18 protein-coding genes are annotated in these 22,864 nt (G+C 67.2%); 5 read left to right on the forward strand and 13 right to left on the reverse strand.

The genetic code is table 11. The features are described from left to right. Positions 1–22: 22 nt before the first annotated feature. Genes HNP52_RS13350 through HNP52_RS13370 form a run of 5 tightly spaced genes read right to left on the reverse strand, consistent with a single transcriptional unit; the run spans position 23 to position 7,291 of the window. Positions 23–973 (reverse strand): alpha/beta hydrolase, encoded by a 951-nt coding sequence (locus tag HNP52_RS13350; protein WP_184167850.1) that lies wholly within the window; start codon positions 971–973, stop codon positions 23–25. Continuing rightward, a complete protein-coding gene (locus tag HNP52_RS13355; RefSeq protein WP_184167852.1) occupies positions 973–2,094 on the reverse strand; it encodes a hypothetical protein in 1,122 nt (373 codons plus the stop codon). Before HNP52_RS13355 ends, HNP52_RS13350 begins: the two co-directional genes overlap by 1 nt. A 52-nt stretch (positions 2,095–2,146) precedes the next feature. After that, complete coding sequence (locus HNP52_RS13360) at positions 2,147–3,271, reverse strand: hypothetical protein (RefSeq protein ID WP_184167854.1); 1,125 nt, start codon at positions 3,269–3,271, stop codon at positions 2,147–2,149. After that, on the reverse strand, positions 3,268–6,186 hold the full coding sequence (locus HNP52_RS13365; RefSeq protein WP_184167856.1) for a glycosyl hydrolase 115 family protein: 2,919 nt from the start codon (positions 6,184–6,186) through the stop codon (positions 3,268–3,270). The genes HNP52_RS13360 and HNP52_RS13365 overlap by 4 nt, the downstream gene beginning before the upstream one ends. A gap of 43 nt (positions 6,187–6,229) precedes the next feature. After that, entirely contained in the window at positions 6,230–7,291 is a 1,062-nt protein-coding gene (locus tag HNP52_RS13370) for a family 43 glycosylhydrolase (RefSeq protein ID WP_184167858.1), read from the reverse strand. A gap of 137 nt (positions 7,292–7,428) precedes the next feature. Between HNP52_RS13370 and HNP52_RS13375 the strand changes: the two genes are divergently transcribed. From HNP52_RS13375 to HNP52_RS13390, 4 genes are all read left to right on the forward strand, one after another. Then, a complete protein-coding gene (locus tag HNP52_RS13375; RefSeq protein WP_311768462.1) occupies positions 7,429–8,232 on the forward strand; it encodes an FCD domain-containing protein in 804 nt (267 codons plus the stop codon). A gap of 135 nt (positions 8,233–8,367) precedes the next feature. Then, positions 8,368–11,118 (forward strand): TonB-dependent receptor, encoded by a 2,751-nt coding sequence (locus tag HNP52_RS13380; protein ID WP_184167860.1) that lies wholly within the window; start codon positions 8,368–8,370, stop codon positions 11,116–11,118. Positions 11,119–11,337: 219 nt separating this feature from the next. After that, the gene (locus HNP52_RS13385) at positions 11,338–12,504 is read left to right on the forward strand and encodes a sialidase family protein (RefSeq protein ID WP_184167862.1); all 1,167 of its coding nucleotides are present in this window, start codon (positions 11,338–11,340) and stop codon (positions 12,502–12,504) included. A gap of 80 nt (positions 12,505–12,584) precedes the next feature. Continuing rightward, a complete protein-coding gene (locus tag HNP52_RS13390) occupies positions 12,585–13,151 on the forward strand; it encodes a hypothetical protein (protein ID WP_184167864.1) in 567 nt (188 codons plus the stop codon). A gap of 69 nt (positions 13,152–13,220) precedes the next feature. Here HNP52_RS13390 and HNP52_RS13395 read toward each other — a convergent pair whose 3' ends face one another. The 5 genes from HNP52_RS13395 to HNP52_RS13415 all read right to left on the reverse strand — a co-directional run bounded on the left by HNP52_RS13395 (position 13,221) and on the right by HNP52_RS13415 (position 18,738). Beyond that, on the reverse strand, positions 13,221–14,372 hold the full coding sequence (locus HNP52_RS13395; RefSeq protein ID WP_184167866.1) for an SGNH/GDSL hydrolase family protein: 1,152 nt from the start codon (positions 14,370–14,372) through the stop codon (positions 13,221–13,223). Positions 14,373–14,434: 62 nt separating this feature from the next. Then, complete coding sequence (locus HNP52_RS13400; protein ID WP_260396083.1) at positions 14,435–15,472, reverse strand: glycoside hydrolase family 43 protein; 1,038 nt, start codon at positions 15,470–15,472, stop codon at positions 14,435–14,437. Positions 15,473–15,566: 94 nt separating this feature from the next. Beyond that, on the reverse strand, positions 15,567–16,196 hold the full coding sequence (locus HNP52_RS13405) for a 2-dehydro-3-deoxy-6-phosphogalactonate aldolase (RefSeq protein WP_184167870.1): 630 nt from the start codon (positions 16,194–16,196) through the stop codon (positions 15,567–15,569). After that, positions 16,193–17,062: a 2-dehydro-3-deoxygalactonokinase gene (locus HNP52_RS13410; RefSeq protein WP_184168348.1), complete on the reverse strand. Its 870-nt coding sequence runs from the start codon at positions 17,060–17,062 to the stop codon at positions 16,193–16,195. The genes HNP52_RS13405 and HNP52_RS13410 overlap by 4 nt, the downstream gene beginning before the upstream one ends. Then, a complete protein-coding gene (locus HNP52_RS13415; protein ID WP_311768463.1) occupies positions 17,053–18,738 on the reverse strand; it encodes a sodium/sugar symporter in 1,686 nt (561 codons plus the stop codon). Before HNP52_RS13415 ends, HNP52_RS13410 begins: the two co-directional genes overlap by 10 nt. A gap of 155 nt (positions 18,739–18,893) precedes the next feature. Here HNP52_RS13415 and HNP52_RS13420 point away from each other — a divergent pair, with 155 nt between their 5' ends. Continuing rightward, positions 18,894–19,631, forward strand: a complete 738-nt coding sequence (locus HNP52_RS13420) for a FadR/GntR family transcriptional regulator (RefSeq protein ID WP_184167872.1) — start codon at positions 18,894–18,896, stop codon at positions 19,629–19,631. 3 nt (positions 19,632–19,634) lie between these two features. On the opposite strand, the gene HNP52_RS13425 is transcribed toward HNP52_RS13420, so the two are convergent. From HNP52_RS13425 to HNP52_RS13435, 3 genes are read right to left on the reverse strand one after another with little or no spacing between them, the layout of a single operon-like run. After that, entirely contained in the window at positions 19,635–20,561 is a 927-nt protein-coding gene (locus HNP52_RS13425; protein WP_184167874.1) for a family 43 glycosylhydrolase, read from the reverse strand. Beyond that, complete coding sequence (locus HNP52_RS13430) at positions 20,561–21,700, reverse strand: cellulase family glycosylhydrolase (RefSeq protein WP_184167876.1); 1,140 nt, start codon at positions 21,698–21,700, stop codon at positions 20,561–20,563. Before HNP52_RS13430 ends, HNP52_RS13425 begins: the two co-directional genes overlap by 1 nt. Positions 21,701–21,711: 11 nt before the next feature. Next, positions 21,712–22,863: an aldose epimerase family protein gene (locus HNP52_RS13435; RefSeq protein WP_184167878.1), complete on the reverse strand. Its 1,152-nt coding sequence runs from the start codon at positions 22,861–22,863 to the stop codon at positions 21,712–21,714. Between the last annotated feature and the right edge of the window lies 1 nt (position 22,864).

Here is a 22,864-nt window from a genome sequence, read left to right on the forward strand (position 1 = left end):
CGCATGCTCCTTGCCCGGCGGATCACATCCCGTGGTTGCGGGCAAAGCGCTCGAACAGCGCCGGCCAGGGATGGTCCCTGCCCGCTTCCTTGAGCGGCAGGCCGTGGCCGCCCTTCTCGAAGATATGCAGCTCGGACGGGATCCTGGCCGCCTGCAACGCGGCGAACATCGCCAGGCTGTTGCCCGGGCTTACCACCGGATCGTCGGCGGCATGCGCGACCAGGGTCGGCGGCATGTCCGCCGGCAGGTCGTTCTCCGCCGAGAAGCGCGCGATCCGCGCCGGGCTGGCATCGCTCCCCAGCAGCTCGCGCTTCGAGGCGGCGTGCGCCACGGGATCGGCCATGGTGATCACCGGGAAGAACAGCCCGGCGACGATGGGGCGCGCCGATTGCGCGTCGGCGGCGTCGACCGGGTCGTAGGTCCTGAGCGCCGCGCGGCTGGCGAGCCGGGCAGTGAGATGCCCTCCGGCCGAGAAGCCCATCGCCGCGACCCGGGCCGGGTCGATCCGCCACTTGCCAGCTCCCGCCCGGATCAGCCGCATCGCGCGCTGCGCGTCCTGCAGCGACACGTCCGGCCCCGCCGCCCAGCCGTCGCGCGGCAGGCGGTAGAGCAGTTCGAACACAGTGAAGCCCCGGGCGGCGAAGGCACGGGCGATCCCCGATCCCTCGCGCCCCACCGCCACCCGGGCATAGCCGCCGCCGGGGACATAGAGGATCGCGCCGCCATTGGGCTGGGTCGCGGGCACGACATTGAGCATCGGCGTCGCGACATGCGGCCAGGCGATGTCGTCCGCCGGCCCGTTGACCGAGCGCCGGACCGTCTCGTCGCGCACGCTGAGCCCCTCTCCGCCCGGCGGCGATCCGGGCCAGATCGGGAAGCGTTCGATCGGTGCCGCCGCCGCCGCGCCGAGCGGCAATGTCGCGGCCAGCGCCGATCCGGCGATCAGGGTCCGGCGGGTGAGGTCCATGTCCATTATTTCTGCAGCGCCTTGAAGTCGTCGATCCAGGCATAGTTGAACGCCGCGCTGCCGTCCGGATTGCGCTTGGCGGAGCGCCGGACGACGACGCTGTTCAGCTGCCAGGCGGCCGCGCCGGGGCTGAGCTTGTCCGCCGGGGCGGCGCCCTGTGTGAACGCAATGGTGGCGACCGCGAGCCGCCCGGTGTCGCGGAAGACCTGCATCTGGTTCGCCAGGAAATGCTTGCGGCTCTCCAGCCAGGGGCTCTGCGACAGGAACTCGTCCCACTGCACCTTGGAGAAGGGCGTCTCCAACGACGCCTTGACGATCTGCCAGTTCTGCGCGGTCCGCGGCGCGCCATATTTCTCGGCGAACGCCTTGGGGATCGCCCCCTGCATGTTCTCCGTCCAGGTCTTCACCAGCGAGAAGTCGGTGACGACGAACTTCTGTTCGGGGCGCATGCGCGGCAGGATGTATTTCAGATAGGCCTTCGAGTCCTCGACTTCGGCGACATGCGTCTGGATCGCCACCCCCTCGATCTCCGGGGTCGCCTTCACGAAGCTCATCCAGCGCTCGACCACCTTGTTCCGCTCCGCCGGCATCTCCAGCCGGACCAGCGCGCCCATGTAGAGGCGCGTCCGGCAGTTCGTCGCGCAGGTCTTCGCTCGGTGCGCGATCACCTGCCGCGCGACCGCCTCGTAATAGGCGTTGAAGCTGTCGTCCCGGTTCTTCTCGGGGACCTCAAGGAAGGGATCGTTGCCGATCACCAGCACATCGACCTTGCCCGTCACCAGCCCCAGCACCGCATCGAGCCGCGCCACGTCCTTCAGATACGCATCGCTCCCCACCTGCGGTGGAATGGTGCCGACATAGCCGAACTTGAGCGACAGGACGGTGCTGTATCCCCGCTCCGAAGCCTCGAGGATCCTGTTGAGCACGCCGTTGCTGCCGACGCCGCGATCGAGCTGCGGCAAGGGCAGCGACATCCGCACCCATTTCGCCCCGGACTTCTCCAGGTCGCGATAGTCGAGCTCGCCGAACTGGTCGTTGTAGCTGGCGCCCAGCGCGCCCTGGGCATGCGCCGCACCGGCGGTGGCGGCGCCCAGCAGCGCGGCGCCGATCGTCAGGACCTTCAACATGTTGCCTCCCCCTTTTGCGATGACGTCGAGAAGCCGCGCGATCCGCGGTCGGTTATTGCAGCGCCCTGAAATCCTCGATCCAGGCATAGTTGAACGCGGCGCTGCCATCCGGATTGGGCCGGACGGTGCGCGCGGCGAAGACGCTGTTGAGCAGCCAGGGCGTGGTAGCCGGCCCGAAATTGCGGCTCATCGAGCTGCCCTGCCTGAACCCGTAATTGGCGACCGCCAGCCGGCCGGAATTGCGGAAGATCGCCATCTGGTTGCGCAGATAGTGCTTCCGGCTCTCGAACCACGGGCTCTGCGCCAGGAACGCGTCCCATTCCGCCTTGGGGAATGGGCTCTCCAGCGCCGCCTTGATCACCTGCCAGTTCTTCGTCTCGCGCGGCAGGTGCCGGGCATCGGCGAAGCCCGGCGGGATCGCCGCCTGCATGTTCTGCTCCCACCAGCGGACGATCGAGAATTCGGTGGCGAGGAACTTCTGGTCCGGCCGCATCCGCGCGACGACATAGTCGACAAAGACCTGCGAGCCCTCGATCGCCGGCAGATGCGGGTGGATGTCGACCCCGTCGATCTCCGGCGTCGCCTTGACGAACGCCATCCAGCGCTCGGTCGAGGGCGTCCGGTTGATCTCCAGGTCGAGCCGGTTGAGCGCCCCCATGTACAGCCGCGTGCGGCACCCCTTGGCGCAATGCGCCCTCCGGTACGCGATCGCCCGGTTCGCCATCACCTCGTAATAGGCGTTGAGGTCGAGGTCGCGATCCTCGCGGCGGCTCTCGATATAGGGCTCGTTGCCGATCACCAGGATATCGACCTTGCCCATCACCAGCGGCAGCACCTGGTCGAGCCAGGCCATCTCCCGCGCCATCCCGGCGCTGCCCGGCTTGGGGAAATCCTGCCGGTTGCGCGGGAACTTCAGCGAGAGGATCGTGCCATAGCCGTGCTTCGCCACGTCGAGGATCGTCCGGACCGCGCCGTGCCCGGCGGCCGGGCTCCGCTCCAGCTCGGGCATGGTGAGGAACAGCCGGACCCAGTGCGCGCCGGCCTTGTCGAGATCGCGATAGTCCACATCCTCGAAATGCTCGTTGTAGTTCGCGCCCAGCGCGCCCTGCGCCTGCGCCGCGCCCGTGCCGAGCAGCACCGCGCCGAGCGCGAGCAACCCCTGGATCCGGCGGCTCATTTCGCAACGGTCTCCGGCGGCGCGAGATAGGCGGTGGCGAGGCCGCCCAGATCGAGGACCAGCGAATCGAGCACCACGCCCGGATCGAGCGCATAGATGCGCAGGCGATGCTCGCCCGCCCCCAGCGCCGGCCAGCTGGTGACCGAGGTGATCGCATTGCGCTCCACCCCGTCGCTCCAGTCGCGCCTGGCTTCGGCATCGACCAGCTGGATCGGCCCGCCGTCGATCGACACCGCGTAGCGCAGCTTGTTCTCGGCAGTGAGCGCGAAGCTCGGCATCAGCGTCGCGCGCAGCTTCGCATCGCCCGCATGCGTCACCCGGAAGCGATATTCGGCATAGGGCGCTCCGGCCGGGTCCGCCGCGCTGGCCAGTGCGACGCTGCTCTGCAGCGCCTGTCCCGATCGGCCGAGCTCCGGCATCACCTGCCAGCCGAGCCCGCCGACCGGCTGGAGCTTCGCATAACGCTGCGCCGAGAAGGCGATGATGCCATTGTCCTCGACCAGCATGCCCCTGGGCACCGCGACATTGCGGGCCGAGACCGCGATGCTGCGGCTGGCGCCGGCGGCGGAGACGGTCACGCTGCCGCTCGCGCTCTCGCCGGCCTTGAGCTTGCGCCAGTCGATCGACACCCACAGCCGCTGGTCGCCGCCCGGCTGGTCCTCGCGCTCGATCCGGATCCACGGCGCCGAGGCCGTGGCGGACACATCGAGCGTACCGGTGCCGGTGTTGAACGCATCGATGAAGTGGCGCGCATCGGTCGCCCGCTCGAACACCGGGAGCCGGTCGGCGGGAGCCGCGGCGGTCCGCCAGCGTTGCACGCGCAGGCTGGCGTCCGCGGCATCGGCGGCCCTGGCGGGATGCTCCGCCCAGGCGTCGATCGATCCCTCGACCGCAACGCCCAGCCCCGGCGTGGCGGACGGCGTCACCCGGCCGAGCGGCGGCATGTTGAACACTGCCTGCATGCGCGGCTCGTCGTTCATGAAGTGCGACCATTGGCCGCCACCCACGGCGTTATACGCCTCGGTCGCCTGCTTGATCCGCTTGTACGCATCAACCGCGGCATCGGCGTGGAGATTGGCGCTGGCCCGCCCCTGATGCGCGTAGAGGAAGCTGCGATCCGCGTTCAGCATCTTCACGTTCATCATCGCGCTGCCGCGCACCGGATAGAGGACGAGATGGTAGAAGCCGTCGCGCTTCTCCGCCGGCAGCTTCGCGGCGATCGCCTCGGCGCGCTTGTCGAGATCGCGGAACTCGGCGGTGCGCCGGCCCGCCTCGTCGCCATAGGCGACCGGCGAGAACTCGGTCGGCCGCGGCGCGGTCTCGGCGTCGTTCCAGCCCATATGCTCGGGCTTGCGGTCATAGTTGAGCCGGTAGAAATCGCCGAGCAGCGCCGCGATCGCATCGGCCTGTTCGGGCCCGAAATTCCCGGTCGCCCAGCGCTTCAGCCAGCCCTGCTGGCCCAGCTTCGCGGTGCCCTCATAGTCATAGGCCAGGTCGAGGAAATAGTTCAGGCCCTTCTCGCCCGGCTTGATGTCGCCGACATTGACCACCCAGAGGCGGCGGGAATTGGTGGCATAGGCCTTGCCCATTTCCTCGCCGATCAGCGCGGGCGGCGTGGTGTCGAGCCACAGATAGTCGTTGGGCACGCCCCAATAGGAGATATGGTAGTAGACGCCGCCGCCGCCGGGGCGCTGCTGCTCGGCCTTGGTCGAGAGCTGGCGGATATAGCCGTAATTGTCGTCCACCCAGGCGAGCGTGACGTCGTCGGGCACCTTCATGCCCTTGCGGTAGATGTCGAGCACTTCCTTGTAGGGCACGAAGATCTGCGGGACCTTTGTGGGGTCCTGCCCCACTTCGCTGAGCAGACCGCGCTGGTCGCTTACCACCTTCTCGAGCAGCCGGACGCCGTCGAAGCCCTTGTTCATCTCCGCCGGGCTGTCGTGGATGCCGCGCATGCCGACGGTGTAGACATTCTCATACTGGTGGTTGGCCTTCACCCGGTCGCGCCAATAGTCGAGGATGTTCCTGCCGTTCTTGGCGTAGTTGAATTCGCCGCGCTGCTCGAAATTCCACTCGGCGACATTGTCGCGCAGCATGGGCTCGGCGTGGCTGGCGCCCATCACGATCGCATAGCGGTCCGCCATCTCGGCATTGCCCGCGACCTGGTTGAACGCCGAACTGACCTTGTGCATCGCCGGCCACAGGAAATTGGCGCGCAACCGCAGCAGCAGTTCGAATACATGCGCATAGGTCGTCGGCCCCATGTCGCCGGTCGGGTCGATCCGGGTCGCCCAGGGGCGGATCGACCAGTCCTCGTCATTGATGAACAGGCCGCGATAGCGGACCGAGGGCGAGCCCTGGACGACCGTGCCGGCGTTCAGTCGCACGCTGCCGCGCCGGGCCGGAGTTACATTGGCCCACCACACCCAGGGCGAGACGCCGATCTGCTCGGAAAGGCGGAAGATGCCATAAGCGGTGCCCCGCCGGTCCGCCCCGACCACGACCAGTGCGCGATCGACCCCGGGCACCGGCTTGTCGACCAGCGCGATCGTATAGGCCTCGCTCTGGCCCGCCACCTTGTCGACCGCGATGCGCTTGTCGGCGATCAGCCTGTCGATCACCGGCGAGCCGCCGATCGTCCCCGCCAGGATCGCCAGGCGCCCGCTCGGCGCCGCTTCGGAAACCTGCGGCTTCACGCCCGACACACGCTCGACATCGCCGGCAAAGGCACGCGCCGCGATCCCGACCACCGGGGCGTCGCCGGCGCTCACGAAGATCGTCGGCGCCGCGCCCTCCGCGACCAGGTCGAACGATGCGGATGCGGCGGGCGCCTGCTGCGCCAGCGCCTCGGCCGGGGCCAGGCCGGGGACCATGGCGGCAAGGCTCAGCGCGGCCAGGATGCGGACAAGGGCCAATTCTACTCTCCTGTTCTTATGTTTATGCGCGGCGTGGCCGGAGTTACTTCAGATACGGTCCCTTGGCGTTCCAGCCGATCTCGGTGGCGGCCAGCGTCCAGCTCTTCCCGCGATCGTTATTGCCCTGGAAGAACAGGAAGGTGCGGTTGCCGAACTGGAAGATGCCGGGATGGCCCGATTCCGAAGCGTTCCAGCTGCCCTTCGGCCCGTTGGCGAGGAACGGCTTGTCGGAAAGCCGCTTCCACTTCACGCCGTCGGTGCTCACCGCGACGCCGATCTGCTGCGGCTCGTTGTTGTAGCCGCCGGCGTAGAACATGTAGAGCTTGCCGCCGCGGCGGATGACGCTCGGCGCCTCGATGCAGTTGCGCTCCCAGGCCAGCTCGGGCTCCAGGATCGACTTGTCGTTGTTGAGGTTGGTGAAGTCGCCCCTGGTGAACTTCGAGCCGATCGGCGCGCTCGCCACCCCGACCTTCTGCACTTTGAATTCGGGATCGCGCGTAGCGTAATAGAGCATCAGCCGGTTGCCCTGGACGAATGCTTCGGCGTCGATCGCCCGGCCGACGCTCCACTTGGCGGTGGCGGGATCGGGATGGAAGACCGGGTTGCCGGGATCGCGCTCGAACACGATGCCGTCCGACGACCAGGCATGGTTGATCGCGTCCTTCTCGCGATTGCCATAGGTCTGGTAGAACAGGTGGACCTTGCCGCCGATCACCACGGCGCCCGGCGCCGCGATGCCGTTCGCCTCGACCTGCTGCCTGGGCAGGATCTCGCCGACCTTGGTCCAGGTCTTCAGGTCGGTGCTCTCGGCGATGCCGATCGCCAGCCCCTTGGGGAAGTCCTTCACCCCCACCGGATTCTCGCGCGGCGCGGGCACCGTATAATACATCAGGAACTTGCCGTTGAAGCGGACCACCGACGGGTCCTTGGCCCAGGGCGTGCCCAGCCGGCTGGTGTCCGAATAGGTCGCGACGAGCTTCGCCTCCCGAACCGCCGGATCCTGCTTCGGCGCCTGCTGCGAAAGCGCGGCGAACGGCGCCGCCAGCATTGCCGCGAACCCCGCGCCCGCCAGGAAAACATGCACTCGGCGCTTTTCGGTACCCATTCGGTCCCCCTCCTTGTTTTGGTCAGGCCAATATAGTAACATTTATCTGACCAATCTACCGAAATCGTGCACCGATCGGATGTCGGGAAAAAGGGGGAGTGCTGGATGCCGCGAAATTTCACCCGGGCGACCAGGCCGTGAACGCCCGCGCGAACTTCGCGGTCGCCCAGCCGGGCCTCGGCTTCGCGGGGCTGCCAAGGGGCGGCGCGCCCGATCGCCCGCAGCTCGGGCACAGCCTCACCTTCGGGCTGCTGCACGCGATCGGCGGGGCGATTGCCGCCGGCGATTATGACGACAAGCCCTTCCCGCCCGAGGCCGAGCTGGCCCGGCATTACGGCACCAGCCTCTCGGTGACGCGCGAAGCGGTGAAGATGCTCACCGCCAAGGGCCTGCTGGCGAGTCGCCCGCGTCTGGGCACGAACGTGCAACCCCTCTCCTGCTGGAGCCTGCTCGACACCGACGTGCTGCGCTGGCTCCTCCAGCGGCGCCATGCGGCGGACGCGCTGGGCCAGTTCAACCAGCTGCGGGTCGCGATCGAGCCGGCGGCGGCGGAGTTCGCGGCGCGCTTTGCCTGGCCGCGCGGCGTGCAGCGCATCTCCGACGCGCTCGAGCACATGCAGCTCTGCGAACGGCGTGACGAGGATCCGATCGACGCCCGGATCGCCTTCCACGCCGCGGTCCTCCAGGCAGCGCGCAATCCCTTCTACGCCCAGTTCCAGGACGCGGTGGAAGCCGCGTTGCGCATCGCGAACCGGATGCGGCGCAGGACCGGCGATCCGGCCGACGAACTGGCCGCCTATGCGACGGTCCGCGGCGCCATCGCCAGCGGCGACTGGGAGCAGGCGCGGGCGGCGATGCACGGCATCGTCACCGGCATTTTCACCCCCGACGACAGGTCCGGCCAACCCGAGTCGAAGCACCCCTTGGCGGGTAAATCCTGAATCTACGCCCGACATGAAGGACTTGCGCCGATTCAGGTCAGGCCTCCAACGGGATATTGTCAGGCCAATTTTGATATGATAATTCGGATAGATAAGCCCCGAGTAAGAAACTCGGACGATATGGGAGGGGAAAGAATGAATCGTCGCAACAATCGGTTCCTGATCGGCGCTTCCGCGCTCGCGCTCACCGCGCTGCCGGGCATCGCCGCCGCGCAGACCGCGGAGCAGCCCGCGGCCAGCGTTCCGGAAGCCACGCAGGATACCGAGATCGATCCCAACGAGATCATCGTCAGCGGCTTCCGCCGCAGCCTCGAGACCGCGCAGGCGATCAAGAAGGACTCGGACGACATCGTCGATTCGCTCGTCGCCGAGGATATCGGCAAGCTGCCCGATTCCACCGGCGCGGAATCGCTCGCGCGCATCACCGGCGTGCAGGTCGACCGGCTGAACGGCGAGGCCGGCGGCGTCCGCCTGCGCGGCCTGCCCGACATCACCACCACCTATAACGGCCGCGAGATCTTCACCGCCGAGGGCCGCAACGTCGCGCTGCAGGACTTCCCGGCCGCCTCGGTTTCGCGCTTCGACGTGTTCAAGACCGCGGGCGCCAACCTGGTCGAGGCGGGCATCGCCGGCGAGATCGACGTGAAGTCGAACAAGCCGTTCAACTTCAAGGGCAGCCGCATCGTCGGCGGCATCACCGGGCTGCACTGGCGCCAGTCGCAGGAGTTCGGCATCGACGCCAACCTGCTGATCAGCAACCGCTGGGAGACCGGCATCGGCGAGATCGGCCTGCTGGTCGAGGGCAGCTACACCGACAACAAGTTCGTCGATTCCTACCGCGACAACAACACCCAGATCCTGCGCCACGCGGCGAACGTCGTGGTCGGCGGCGTGGCGAACTATCCCAATGTCCGCTACCCGACCCGAGTCTCCTTCCAGTATCCGAGCTCGAACCGCTTCCGCCCCTCGGCCTCGGCGGCGCTCCAGTGGCGCCCCAGCCAGAGCCTGGAATTCTACGCCGACTTCCTGTTCCAGGGCTTCCGCGCCGCCGGCGAGTCGAGCGCGCTGCACTTCGACACGGGCAGCAACGCGCCGCTCTACGACGTGACCATGTGCGAGGGCAGCACCGACCTGGTCTGCCAGATGACCATGCGCGGCGCCGGCAACGGCATCACCGGCTACCAGGTCGCCCAGTGGAACAAGACCGACACCTATCAGGGCGGCACCGGCTTCATCTGGAAGGTGCCCGGCGGCGGCCGCATCACCGGCGACGTCGCGCTCACCGATTCGCGAAACTGGAACCGCAACATGCAGTTCAACATCTTCACGAATTCGCTGGGCACCCGCGTCTTCAACTTCGACGACCGGTCGGGCGGCGGCGGCGCCTCGGCCTATGTGACCGACATCAACCTGGCCGATCCCGCCTCGTGGCGCATGCTGAACTTCGCGGAGAACGGCGCGGACAATCACGGCCGCAGCTTCCAGGGCCGGCTCGACGCCGACCTGCCGATCGACTTCGCGATCTTCGACCGGCTCCAGGCCGGCGTCCGCTACAGCAACCGCGACGCCGATTCCTACAATGACCCGGCCGAGAACCGCACGCCGACCCTGGGCGCGACCGATCCGCGCATCCAGTATGTCAACCTGCCGCTCGACTTCGAGATGTCGATGATCGGCTTCCGCGGCGACCCGACCACCCATCCCCGCACCTGGATCACGCCGACCCGGCAGAGCATCATCCACAATGCGGACTATCTCCGCATGCTGGTCGGCCAGCCGGCCGGCTATCCGAAGCTGGATTGGGTCTACAGCGCCAACGAGAAGGCCTATGCCGCCTATCTCCAGACGCACTACAAGTTCCCGATCGGATCGATGGAGCTCGACGGCCAGCTTGGCCTGCGCGTCGTCCGCACCACCAACGACATCAGCGGCACGCTCAAGATCGGCTCGGGCGCCGGCACGCCCTATGCGAAGACCAACGAGTATCTCGACTATCTGCCCAATGTCAGCGCCCGGCTGAAGCTGTCGCGCACGCTGCAGGCGCGCATGTCCTTCACCAAGACGCGCACCCGCCCCGGCTTCGGCTCGCTGAACCCGACGCTGACCGTCAACGCCACCCTGGCCTGCGACAACAGCGTCACCCCGCCGGTGTGCAACTATCGCACCGCGAGCGGCGGCAACCCCGATCTCCAGCCGGTCGAATCCACCAACTACGACGCCTCGCTCGAATATTATTTCTCGCGCTCGGGCTCGGCGACCGTCCAGGTGTTCCGCCGCGACATCATCGGCTTCATCAACAACGCCACCGTCTTCCTCAACGACCCGGAGCTCGGCCCGCTGCGCGTCGACCGGCCGGAGAACGGGCAGAAGGGCTATATCCAGGGCATCGAGGCGGGCTTCCGCACCTTCTTCAAGATCCCGTCGCTGCCGCAATGGATGCAGAATTTCGGCGTGCTGGCGAACTACACCTATCTCGACCACGGCTCGGAACTGTCGCCCAGCGCCGCCGCCACGCTGCCCGGCATTCAGCCGCTCAGCGGCGTGTCGTCGCACCTCGCCAACGCGCAGTTCTTCTATGACAGCAAGCCGCTGTCGCTGCGCCTCTCGTACAATTACCGTTCGAGCTTCCAGACCTATGGCGTGGTGACCGATCCGGCGGTGACCACCCAGCTCACCCTGCCCACGGTCGAGAAGGGCCGCGGCACGCTCGACTTCTCGGGCTCGCTCAATCCGACGGACAATGTCTCGCTGAACTTCTCCATCGCGAACCTGCTCGGCTCGCAGCAGCGCACCTACCGTGCATTCAACGCGAAGGGCGACACCTACGCCGCGCAGGTCCGCTATCTCGAGACCGTCTATCGCATGGGGGTCCGCTTCCGCTTCTGAGAACCGACTCCCCGTCGGTAACTTTGGCGCCGCATGGGGCCTCCTCCATGCGGCGTCCTTTCCAGAAACCCGAACCCCGCCGAAGCCCCGCGCTTCCGGCGCAGGGGGCCCGCGCGCCCGGCACGAGAATGAGGTGACCAGACCCAGGTGATTTCAAGGACAGGCGCCAGGCCCCCGCTCCTGCCGCCCGATGTGAACAGCGGGAAACAGGAGAGCGATATGATTAGGCGATCACAGAATCAGCACATCCATAAGCGCATGCTCGGCCGCACCACGCGGCTCCTCGCCGGCCTGGCCCTGGTCGGCATGACGACCGTCGTCGCCCAGGCCCAGACCCTGCTTGCTGCGAATTCACGCTATCCCCGCATCCGCCTGCTCCCCAGCGGCGAGCTCGTCGCCTCGGTCCTCTCGTTCACCGGCGACGATCACATCAAGATCTTCTCGAGCACCGACAGCGGCGCCACCTTCACCCAGGTCGGCACGATCAACGATCCGGAATTCCAGACGCTGAAGGCAAGCAGCCCCAGCCTGTTCCGCGTGCCGCAGACGATCGGCTCGCTCACCGCCGGCACGCTGATCCTCGGCGTCGTGGTCGATACCCAGAAGACCGCGACCAGCCTGGCCAAGATCAACATCTACAAGAGCACCGACAACGGCCGTAACTGGAGCTTCGTGTCGATCGCGGTCCAGTCGGCCAACAGCCAGGGCCTGTGGGAGCCCGATTTCTCGATGGCCACCGACGGTGCGATCGTGATGCACTATGCGGACGAGAGCAGCCCCTGCTGCAGCCAGAAGATCGCCCGCCGCCGCACCTATGACGGCGTCCACTGGATCGACCAGACCAACGACGTCCAGCTGTCCAACAGCAATGCCGACGCCACCTGGCCGCTTCGCCCCGGCATGCCGGTCGTGTCGAACCTGGCCGACGGCACGCGGCTGATGACCTATGAGATCTGCGGCCAGGCCGCGCCGCTCAACTGCGCGAGCTACTACCGCACCTCGACCGACGGCTGGAACTATGGCCCGGTCAACGTGATGGGCACGCGGATGAAGGACTCGCTCGACCGGTTCTTCTCGAACACCCCGGTCAACAAGGTGCTGCCCGACGGCTCGATCCTGTGGATCGGCCAGTATATGCGCGTCGCCGACGGCTCGCCCTCGGGCCTGAACGGCACCGTGATGTTCAAGAGCGCGAGCGGCAATCCGAACGGCCCCTGGACCACGCTGGCCGCACCGGTCACGCTGCCGGCGCCGGTCACCAATGGCTGCGAGGGCTTCTCGCCCGGCCTGCAATGGGTGGGCACCGGCGCGACCTTTGTCGAGCTGCAGACCCGCAACGTGAACGGCGTGTGCAACGTCTATTTCGCGAGCGGCCCGAGCAACTGAGGCCCGCAAATCGGGACCGGCCGCCGCCCGCCGGCGGCCGGTCCCCTGTCGCATCACGATCCATCGCAGGAGGAGCAATCATGCCTGGCCTGACGAACGAGACGCGCGGCCGCCGCTGGATAGGGAGTGCGGCACTCGCATTGCCTGCCGGGCTCGCGCTGGCCTGGATGGCGTGGCCGTCCGAACCCCCATCCAGCGAAGCCGGCGTGGTGACGATCGCTGCCGGCACCCCGCAGCCGGCAGCCGCGCCCCTTCCGGCGCCCCCCGCCACGAAACGCCCGCCACTCACCCCGCAGCGCAATTCGGAGCTGGCCGACGCGAACCAGTATCTGGTCACCCGCGAGGCGCGGGATCGCGCCTGGGCAAGCCGCAGCGAGACCCGGCTTCTCGCCTTCATGCGCGGCCTCGCCCATGTCGACACCCGCTCGCTCACCGCCCGGTGCACGACCAGCCTGTGCGAAGTCTCGGGCCTGGCGGAGGAAGATCCCGGCGGGTCGATGAACCCGGCCTGGGAAACGCTGGAGCGCGACACCGCCAGCGCCAGCCTCGAGGCCGAGGGGCTGGCGCGCGACGCCACGACCTTCGGCACCGGCCGCGTGCGCGAAGCCTTTGTGGTCTATTTCCGCCGCGTGGTCTCCCCGACATGATTGCGGCCGCCGGCACGGGAATGTCCCGGTGCCGGCGGCCGCGTGCCTCCCCTTGCGGGAACGCGAAGCCTATTTGAACAGCTTGAGCGGGATCGCCTCGCCCATCCTGGTCTCGCCCGCGCCGTTCGGGTGGAGATTGTCCCCGCCCTGCAGTGCCGAGGCGAGCCGCTTCGGATTGGCCGGATCGGCGACGACCTTCTCCATGTCGACCACCGCGTCGAAAACGCCCGAGGTGCGGATCCAGTCATTGACCTCGCTCCGCAGCGCCTCGCCCGCCGGGGTCTGGTAACCCGCGCCCTCGAACGGCAGGATCGTCATGCCGATCACCTTGATGCCATGCGCATGCGCGCGCTGGACGAGCTGGCGGAAACCGGACTTCAGGTCGTCGGCGCTGACCACCGGGCCATTGTTGCGGCCCGATCCGCCGATGTCGTTGATCCCCTCGAGCACCACGACATGCGTCACGCCCGGCAGCGCCAGCACGTCGCGGTCGAAGCGCGCGAGCGCATTGGGCCCCGCGCCGCTCGACAGGATGCGGTTGCCCGAGATCGCCTGGGTCACCACGACATGCGGCATCCCCGCCGCGGCGATCCGCCGGCCGAGCACATCGCCCCAGCGGCACGCCGGCACCGCGTCGTTCGCGCAGCCGGTATTGTCGGTGATCGAGTCGCCATAGGCGACGATCACCGGGCGCTGCTTCGCGCCCAGCACATCCACCTCGGCGAGCAGCGGGCGCGGGCCCGACTGGAGGAGCGGCGTGAAGTCCTTGTCGGTGAAGTCGCCCGACGGCGAGATCGCGGTCTTCGCCCCGCCCGCGCCGTGCACCGTGTCGATATCGACCTTGTCGGGCATGTAGAGCGACACGTCGATCAGGTCGAACGCCTTGACCGGCAGTGCCACCGGATCGCTCACCAGCGGCGCGCCGTTGCGCAGCTGGCCCTGGCCGTGCCCGTCAAAGGTGACGCGCACCGGCTTGCCGCCGGCGATCCGCACGCTCGCCGCGCCGATCCGCATCGCCGGGCCATAGTCGTTGGCCAGCCGGATGCGGACCTTGCTGCCCGCCGCGCCGACGCGCACCTGCATGCGCAGCGTCGCATTCTCCACCGAAACGCGCTGGGCGGGCTGGTTCGCCTGCCACATGCTGGCCGTCCAGGCCGGCGTCCAGCCGTCCGGTCCCGGCTGTGCCCCTGCGGGGGCCGCGATCAGGAAAGCGGCAATCAAGGCTCCACGTGACATCCAGTGCATAGGTCCCCTCCAGGCTATTGACGGTTATCGTATCCTAATCAGCGTGTTCCCGACGGCACCTTTTGCGGCGCGCCCTCGGGCACCGGCAGGCCGAAATCGGGCCGGCCATCCGCCGTCCAGCCGAACTTCTGGATGTGCGGTGCACGCTTCAGCGTGCACTTCATCCCCGCCGCCGCATTGGCGTGGTAGATGATCCAGTTCTCCTTGCCGTCGGGCGACTTGAAGAAGCCGTTATGGCCGGTTGCGAACACACCATTCCCCTTGTGCAGCACCGGCGTCGGCGACTTGCTCCAGGCCTTGGGATCGAGCGGGTTGGCGCCGGGCGCCGCGCGCAGCAGGCCGAGCGCGTAATCGTCGGACCAGCAGGGGCTCGCCGAATAGGTCAGGAACAGGTCGCCCTTGGGCCCCAGCAGGAACTCCGGCCCTTCCAGGATCTGGCGCCCGTCGAGCCGCTCCCAGGGCTGGTCGGGCATGGCGATCACCTGCTCCTTGCCCTTGAGCGTCCAGGGGTTCGCCATCTCGGCGATCGCCAGGCCGCTGTCCGGGCCCAGATAGGGCGAATAGACGAAGTAGCGCTTGCCGCGATATTCGAAGCTGGTGCCGTCGATCCCGGCATGGGCGGTGTTGATCCGCCCGCGGTCGATCCAGGTGCCGCTGAGCGGATCGGACGCTTTGTTCTCCAATGCGAACACGGCCCGGTGGGCGTCGTCGCCGAAGCCGCTCGCGGTGGCGGTATAGTAGAGGAACCAGCTCTTGCCGATACGGTGCAGCTCGGGCGCCCAGATCAGATGGGCGTTCGGCCCCTCCTTGGGCGGCGTCCAGACCTGCTTCTGCTCCGCATGGGCCAGGTCCGCGATGTTCCGCGTCCGGTACAGCGTGATGCCCGTCCGCTGGGTGTGCATGTAATAATAGGTGCCGTCGACCTGGGTGATCCAGGGATCGGGACCCGAAGGGAGCAGCGGATTGGTGTAGGTGCCAGCTTCCGCGGCCGGAGCCGTCTGCGCGGATACACTTCCGGAGCCGAGGCACAGGGCAGCGGCGATCACTGCCCCGCTCCAGAGGTCACGCTTCTTCAAGGCTTCTCTCCCATTTATATGAGATGACTTATCATATAATTTAGGGCGCAAAACAAGCCTCAGCGCGCAACCTTTGCCACGGTTCGTATCTGGTTCAGTCCGCGAGCGCGGCGATGAAGGCGCGGGCATTGGAGCCCACCTGCTCGGCGGTCATGCCGGGCTTGTACAGCGCCGAGCCGAGCCCGAAGCCGGGGGCTCCGGCGGCCCGCCACGGGGCCATGGTGTCGGGCGCGATGCCGCCCACCGGCAGCACCCGCGCGTCCTTGGGCAGCACCGCCCGCATCGCCTTGAGAACATTGGGGCTCGCCGCCTCGGCGGGGAACAGCTTGAGCGCCGTGGCGCCGGTCTCCAGCGCGGCAAAGGCCTCGCTCATCGTGAAGATGCCGGGCAGCGACACCAGCCCCCGGGCGGCGCTGGCGGCGATGACCTTGAGGTTGGCGTTAGGCGATATGATCATCGTGCCCCCGGCCGCCTCGACCGCGGCCACCTGCGCCTCGGTCAGCACCGTGCCGGCGCCGATCTGGGCCCGGCCCGCGAAGCGCTTGGCCAGCCGCGCGATGCTGTCGAGCGGCTCGGGCGAGTTCATCGGCACTTCGATCAGGGTAAAGCCAGCCGAAACAAGTGCTTCGCCGATCTCCTCGACCTCGTCGGGCTTCACGCCGCGCAGGATGGCGACCAGCGGGCAACGGCTGAAAGCGGCGTCGAAGGCGGCGATATGGCTCACATGATACTCCCGATTGCGATGATGCCGGCCACGAAGGCGGCGTGACTGTCGACCCGCACGGCGCGGCGCCCATGCACCTCGATCGCGGCGGCATAGAGGGCCCCGAGCACCGGGTCGGCGAGGATGTGGACCGTGTCATGCCCCACCCGCTCGAGCCTTGCCGCGACGTCGCTGCCGATCAGCAGGCCGCTGGCGAAGCTCGCCGCGTCGGCGTCCTCGCGCTCGCCCAGCAGCTTGGCCGCGCGGATGCCGAACAGCGAAGCGGCGAGGTCGCGCTTGCGCCCCTCCTCCACCCCGTCGAGGAACGCCTGGCCCAGCGTCACTTCCTCGGTAAGCTGCGAGGAAAGCAGGCCATATTTGCGCAGCATGGCGAACAGCTCGCCGGTCATCGCGGTGGTGAAGCCGGCGATCCGCCCGCCTTCCATCAGCGCCCATTTGCAGTGCGTGCCCGGCTGGGCGAGCAGCGCGTCGTGCGGCACCAGCCCGGCAGCGACCGCGCCCAGCAGCTGGACCTCCTCGCCCCGCATCACATCCGCCGGCCCGGTCACCGAGACGCCGGGGACGATCGCCGTGCGCTCGTCGATCCGCAGCAGGTTTGCCGCAAGGTCCTCGACCCCGGCCGGCGCCGGCACATAGGGTGCCGCCTGCCAGCCGATGTTCGACCCGACCATCCCGGCCATCAGCATCGGCAGGTCGCCGAACCGCTCCCGGATGCCCGCCGCCTCGGCCGCGAAGTCGCTGACCGAGGTGACGCCCCGGTCGTCGCGCTCGGTGCGCACGACCTGGCCGCCCTCGACCAGGAAGACGCGCCGGTTGGTCGTCCCCCAGTCGATGGCGAGGAAGGTGCCGGAGAAGCTCACCACCAGACCGAGTACAGCGCGATGAGGATCAGGATCACGCCGATGCCGGCGATGTTGAACACGTTCGGAGTCTTGAAGCTGACACCCTCCATGGTCACGCGATTGGCGTTGCCACTACCCTTGAACACAAGGCTGACAACCACTGCCAGCCCCAGGCTGACGAAGAAGACCACCATCATCCGGTTCATGAACGGCATGCCCGTCAGCCCCAGGGCATCCTGGAAAGCCGCCACACTGGTACCCAGTACGTTCACCGGGATGTGCATGCCAAGAAAGTCATGCGGCACGGCCCAGTTGACCCACATGAACCAGGACATGAACACCGACATGATCGCCGCGGTAATTGCGCCATTCTCGGTCGCCGGCTTCCAGAACAGGCCGAGCAGGAAGATCACGGTGATACCGGGCGTGAAAAAGCCCGAGAATTCCTGGATGAACTGGAAGGCCTGGTCGGACTGGCCGATCAGCGGCCTGGCGGCGAGGATCGCGATCACCACCGCGGCGGCCGCGACGATACGGCCGACGAGGACGAGATGCTTCTCCTGGCCGGTCTTGCCCTCGCCATTCTCGCCGCGCGTGTTGATCCCGCGCGCCTTGGCGTAAAGATCCAGCGTGAAGATGGTGCCGATCGAATTGATCTTGGAGGCGGTCGACGCGATGATCGCCGCGACCAGCGCCGCGAAGACCAGGCCGAGCAGGCCCGGCGGCAGCAGCTTGAGCATCGTCGGATAGGCCTCGTCGCCCACCGCCAGGTTCGGCGCCAGCATCACCGCGGCGATGCCCGGCAGCACGATGATCACCGGCATCAGCAGCTTGAGGTACGCGGCGAGCGTGATGCCCTTCTGCGCCTCGCCCAGGTTCTTCGCGGCCAGCGCGCGCTGGATGATGTACTGGTTGAAGCCCCAATAGCTCAGGTTGGCGATCCACATGCCGCCGACGAGCACGGCGATGCCGGGCAGGTCCTTGTAATAGGGATTGTCGGGCGAGAGGATCATGTCGAACTTCTCGGGATGCGCGTTCATCAGCGTGTGGAAGCCGGCGAACACGCCTTGCCCGCCGCCGATCTGGTCGAGCGTCAGATACGAGACGATCAGGCCGCCCATCACCAGCAGCGTCACCTGGACGATGTCGGTCAGCGCCACTGCCTTGAGGCCGCCGTAGAGCTGGTAGAGCAGCGCGAACAGGCCGAGCGCGATCAGCGCCGCGTTCTGGTCGATACCCGCCACCTTGTGCACCGCGATCGAGCCGAGCCAGATGATCGAGGTCAGGTTCACGAACACGTAGAGCGCGAGCCAGAACACCGCCATCAGCACCGGCAGCACCTTGCCGTACCGCTGCTCGAGGAACTGCGGCATCGTGTAGATCTGGTTCTTGAGGAAGATCGGCAGGAAGTACTTGCCGACGATCAACAGCGTGAGCGCCGCCATCCACTCGTACGAGGCAATGGCGAGGCCGATCTTGTAGCCCGAGCCGGCCATGCCGACGATCTGCTCGGCCGAGATGTTCGCCGCGATCAGCGACGCGCCGATCGCCCACCAGGGCAGCGACTTGGACGCGAGGAAATAGTCGGACGTGTCCTTGGCGTGGCCCGCCTTTTCCCGGCTGACCCACTGCGCCAGGCCGAATATGCCGATGGCGTATATGATGACCACGATCAGGTCGATCTGCGACAGGCTCGTCACGCTATCCCTCCCTTAGGTACCGCGCGCTCAAACGGGGCGGTCGAATGGTTCATTTATCTTATTAATTGGGCTTGTCTAGCCACGCGTTTGGGATACAGCTAGAAATCAGAGGGCAAGCGACGACCGTCGCCTCGACAGAAAAGGAATACCCGCGCGTGGCAACGTCTCTATCCAAGTCGTCAGACGAACTCCGTCCGCAGCTTGGCCGCAACCTCACCTATGGCCTGCTCGACCGGCTGGGCCGCGCGATCGTCACCGGCCATTACGAGAACAAGCCCTTCCCGACCGAGGCCGAGCTGACCACCCAGCACGGTGTCAGCCGTTCGGTGACGCGCGAAGCGGTCAAGATGCTCACGGCCAAGGGCCTGCTGAGCGCCCGTCCGCGCCAGGGCACGGTGGTCGAGCCGACCACGTCCTGGAACCTGTTCGACACCGACGTGCTGCGCTGGCTGCTCGAGCGGCAATTCTCGGTCGAGCTGCTCAAGCAGTTCAACCAGCTGCGCGTCGCGATCGAGCCCGAAGCCGCCGCGCTCGCCGCGCGCTTCGCCACCAGTGCCGATATCGAGGCGATCGGCGAAGGCCTTGCCCGCATGGAAGCCGCCGAGAAGGGCATGGACGACACGCTGGAGGCGGATATCGCCTTCCACGTCTCGATCCTCCGCGCCTCGGGCAACCCCTTCTACGTCCAGTTCCGCGACGTGGTGGGCACGGCGCTGCGCACCTCGATCCGCTTCACCAACCGCGTGAAGGGGCGCACCGCCAATGTCGCGGATCACGGCCGCGTGCTCGATGCGATCCAGGCACGCGACCCCAATTCGGCACGCGTCGCGATGCGCGCGCTGATCTCCGACGTGCTCGAGCTGATCGACGCCCACGAGAACACGCCGGCCTGATCCTCAGTCCATCCTGATCGGCAGGATGGACCCGTCCTTGCCGAACGCCACCGACGTGATCGCCACCCGGCGCGAGCCGGTATAGGGGCCGTCATGCGGCTGCCCTTCCCAGCGGTGATAGGCGATGTACCAGCGCCCGTCCCGGGGATCGCGCAGGAACGCATGGTGGCCCGGCCCCTTGTACCTGGCGTCGCTGACCAGGATCGCCCCGCGATATTTCCACGGCCCCACCGGTGATTTCGCCGTGGCGTAGTGGACCGAATAGGTCGTGTCGCGGAAATTGCCCGAGGAATAGGACAGGTAATAGGTACCCTTGCGCTCGAACATGAACGAGCCCTCGGTGAAGTGCGCCGGCGTCTGCACCTTCACCTCATGGTCGATGCTGACCATGTCGGGCCTGAGCTGCCAGACGCGCAGCGTCGCCCCGGCGCTGCCGCCGGCATAGAGGTAGCTCCGGCCCGTCCGCGGATCGGTGAACACCGCCGGGTCGATCGCCTCGAAGCCGTGCCCGCCATCGTTCACCAGCGGCTTGCCGCTGTCCTTGCAGGGACCCGCCGGACCTTCGCAGGTCGCCACGCCGATGCGGCTCGGCGTCGGGTTCTGCGGGCCGATCGAGTAATAGAAATAATAGCGCCCGTTCGCGCGGACCATGTCCGGCGCCCACAGGCGGTGCTCGGGCGCCTTGTCGTCCGTGATCCACGGGATCATCGAATGATCGAGGAGGACCGGCCCCTTCTCCCATTTCCGCATGTCGAGCGAATGCCAGGCGACCAGCGTCTTCCCCCCGAAGGTCGGGTAGAGCCAGTACTGCCCCTCCGCGACTTCGAAATCGGGATCGGCGCCGTCGAAGAAGGACGGCGCGTCCTGGGCATGCGCCGGCAGCGCGGCGAGGACGAGCCCCGCCAGCGCCGCGGCAATCCCCCGCCGCATCACTTGGCGATCGGCGTGGCAGGAACCACGCCCTTCGGTGCCGTCGCCATGCGCTTGATCAGGTCGACCTCGGCCTGGCGATAGGGCCTGCCGTCGAGATAGAGGATGTCGTGGAACCAGATCGTCGGCTCCTCATAGGTATAGGGCTTCTTCCAGCTGTCCCAGGGCAGCCGCGTCTGCATCTTCCCGTCGACGAAACCCCAATTGTACATCGCGATGTTGAGCCGCTTGGCGATCGGCAGCGAGCCTTCGAAGGTCGAGCCGTTGCCGCGCGCCATGTACTCGGTGCACCAGACCGGGCGGCCATAGCTGAGCATCTGCCTGGCCCGCGCCTCGAACTTCTCCGGCCAGCTATAGTCGTGGAAGCTCAGCACGTCGGATTCGGCGATCTGGATCTTCTCGACCGCATCGAGCTTGGTCTGGTCGTCCCAGTGATTGCCGATCCACACGCCCGAAGTGAGCGGCTGGATCGGATCGGCCGAGCGCGCCGCGGCGAACATCCGCGGGAGCAAGGTCGCGACATATTTCTTCTTGTCGACCGTCGGCTTGTAGTTGCCGCCGCCGCCATTGTTCGGCTCGTTCCAGACGTCCCAGCCGATCACCCGCTCGTCCCTGGCGAAGGTCGTCACCAGGTCCTTCACATAGGCTTCGAGCTTGTCGTACTGCGACGCGTCCTTCAGCCGCGCCTCGCCCGGCGACTGGACCGATCCCGAATTGTGCACGCCGGGGATCGGCGGATGCTGCGGCCCGGCGACCGGGTTCGGATCCCAGCAGCTGTCGAAGAAGATCCACAGGGTCTTGATCTTGTGCTTCGCCGCGATCGTCATGAACTCGTCCATCCGGCGCTTGAGCCCGGCGGCATCGGTTTCCCACAGCAGGTGGTGCAGGTTCACCCGCATCACGTTCATCCCCATCGCCTCGGCCCAGCCGAGCTCCAGGTCGATGCGCTTGGGATCCCAGGTCTCGGCCTGGAACATCTCGAGCTGGTTGATCGCGGTTGCCGGCGTGTAGTTGGCGCCGACCTGCCAGGGCTGCTTGGCGTGCCAGGCATTCGCCTGCGCCGCGGTCCACTGATCGCGGGCAAGCGCCGGCGTCGCCGCCAGCATCGTGCTGGCGGCCAGGAATACGATAGCCTTCATTGCTGCTCCCCTTAGCGGCCGGCCTGACCCGTGGTCAGGCGATAGGTCATCACGTTGTGATAGGTCTGGCCCGGCTCCAGCCGGGCGCTGGTGAAGCCCTTCTGGTTGGGCGAGTCCGGGAAGAGCTGCGGCTCCATCACGAAGCCGTCGCCCTCGCGGTACACCTTCTTGGCCTTGCCGTGCGAGGTGCCGTCCAGGAAGTTGCCCGAATAGAATTGCAGCCCCGGCTGGTTCGACCACAGCTCGAAGCCGCGGCCCGATGCCGGATCCCGGACCCTGGCCATCAGATGCTGGTCCTTGGTCACTTCGCGGCCGATCACCCAGTTATGGTCGTAGCCGCGTGCCCAGATGATCTGCTGGTCGCTGGCGTCGCGCACCCGGTCGCCGATCGCGCGCGGGGTGCGGAAGTCGAACACGGTGCCGGCCACCGGGCGGAACTCGCCGGTCGGGATCGCCCCGTCGTCGGTCGGCAGATAGGTCTGCGCCGGGATCGTCACGACATGCCCCATCGCGCCGTTCGACGAGCCTTCGCCCGACAGGTTCCAGCAGCCATGGTTGGTCAGGTTGACGATCGTCGTCTTGTCGGTGGTCGCCCGATAGTCGATCGTCAGATGGTTCTGCTCGTCGAGCGAATAGGTCGCGTCGACGGTCAGCGTGCCGGGATAGCCCATGTCGCCGTCCGGGCTGACATAGCGCAGCGTGACCGAGGCGGTCGGGCCGTCCTTCACCGAGGTGATGGTCCACAACACCTTGTCGAAGCCGGTGGTGCCGCCGTGCAGCGCGTTCTTCCCGTTGTTGATCGGGGTCTGGTAGGTCTGGCCGTCGAGCGTGAACTTGCCCGCCGCCAGGCGGTTGCCGAAGCGGCCGACGATCGGGCCGAAATATTGCGGCTTGGCGAGATACTGTTCGAGATTGTCATAGCCGAGCGCGATATCGGCCTTCTTGCCGTTGCGATCGGGCATGATGAGCGACTGGATCGTCGCGCCCCAGCCGATGATGTTCGCCGAAACGCCCTTGCCGTTGGTCAGCGTCACCGATTCAACCGTGCGCCCGTCGGGCAGCTTGCCGAAGGTGCCGCGCTTGGCGGTCGCCGCCTCGGCATTGCTCGCCAGTGCGCAGACGAGCGCTGCGCCCAGCAGCAGCGCGCTCTTGTTCAGCGTCATC

This window comes from Sphingomonas kyeonggiensis, assembly GCF_014204495.1.
Classification (GTDB): Bacteria; Pseudomonadota; Alphaproteobacteria; order Sphingomonadales; family Sphingomonadaceae; genus Sphingomonas; species Sphingomonas kyeonggiensis_A.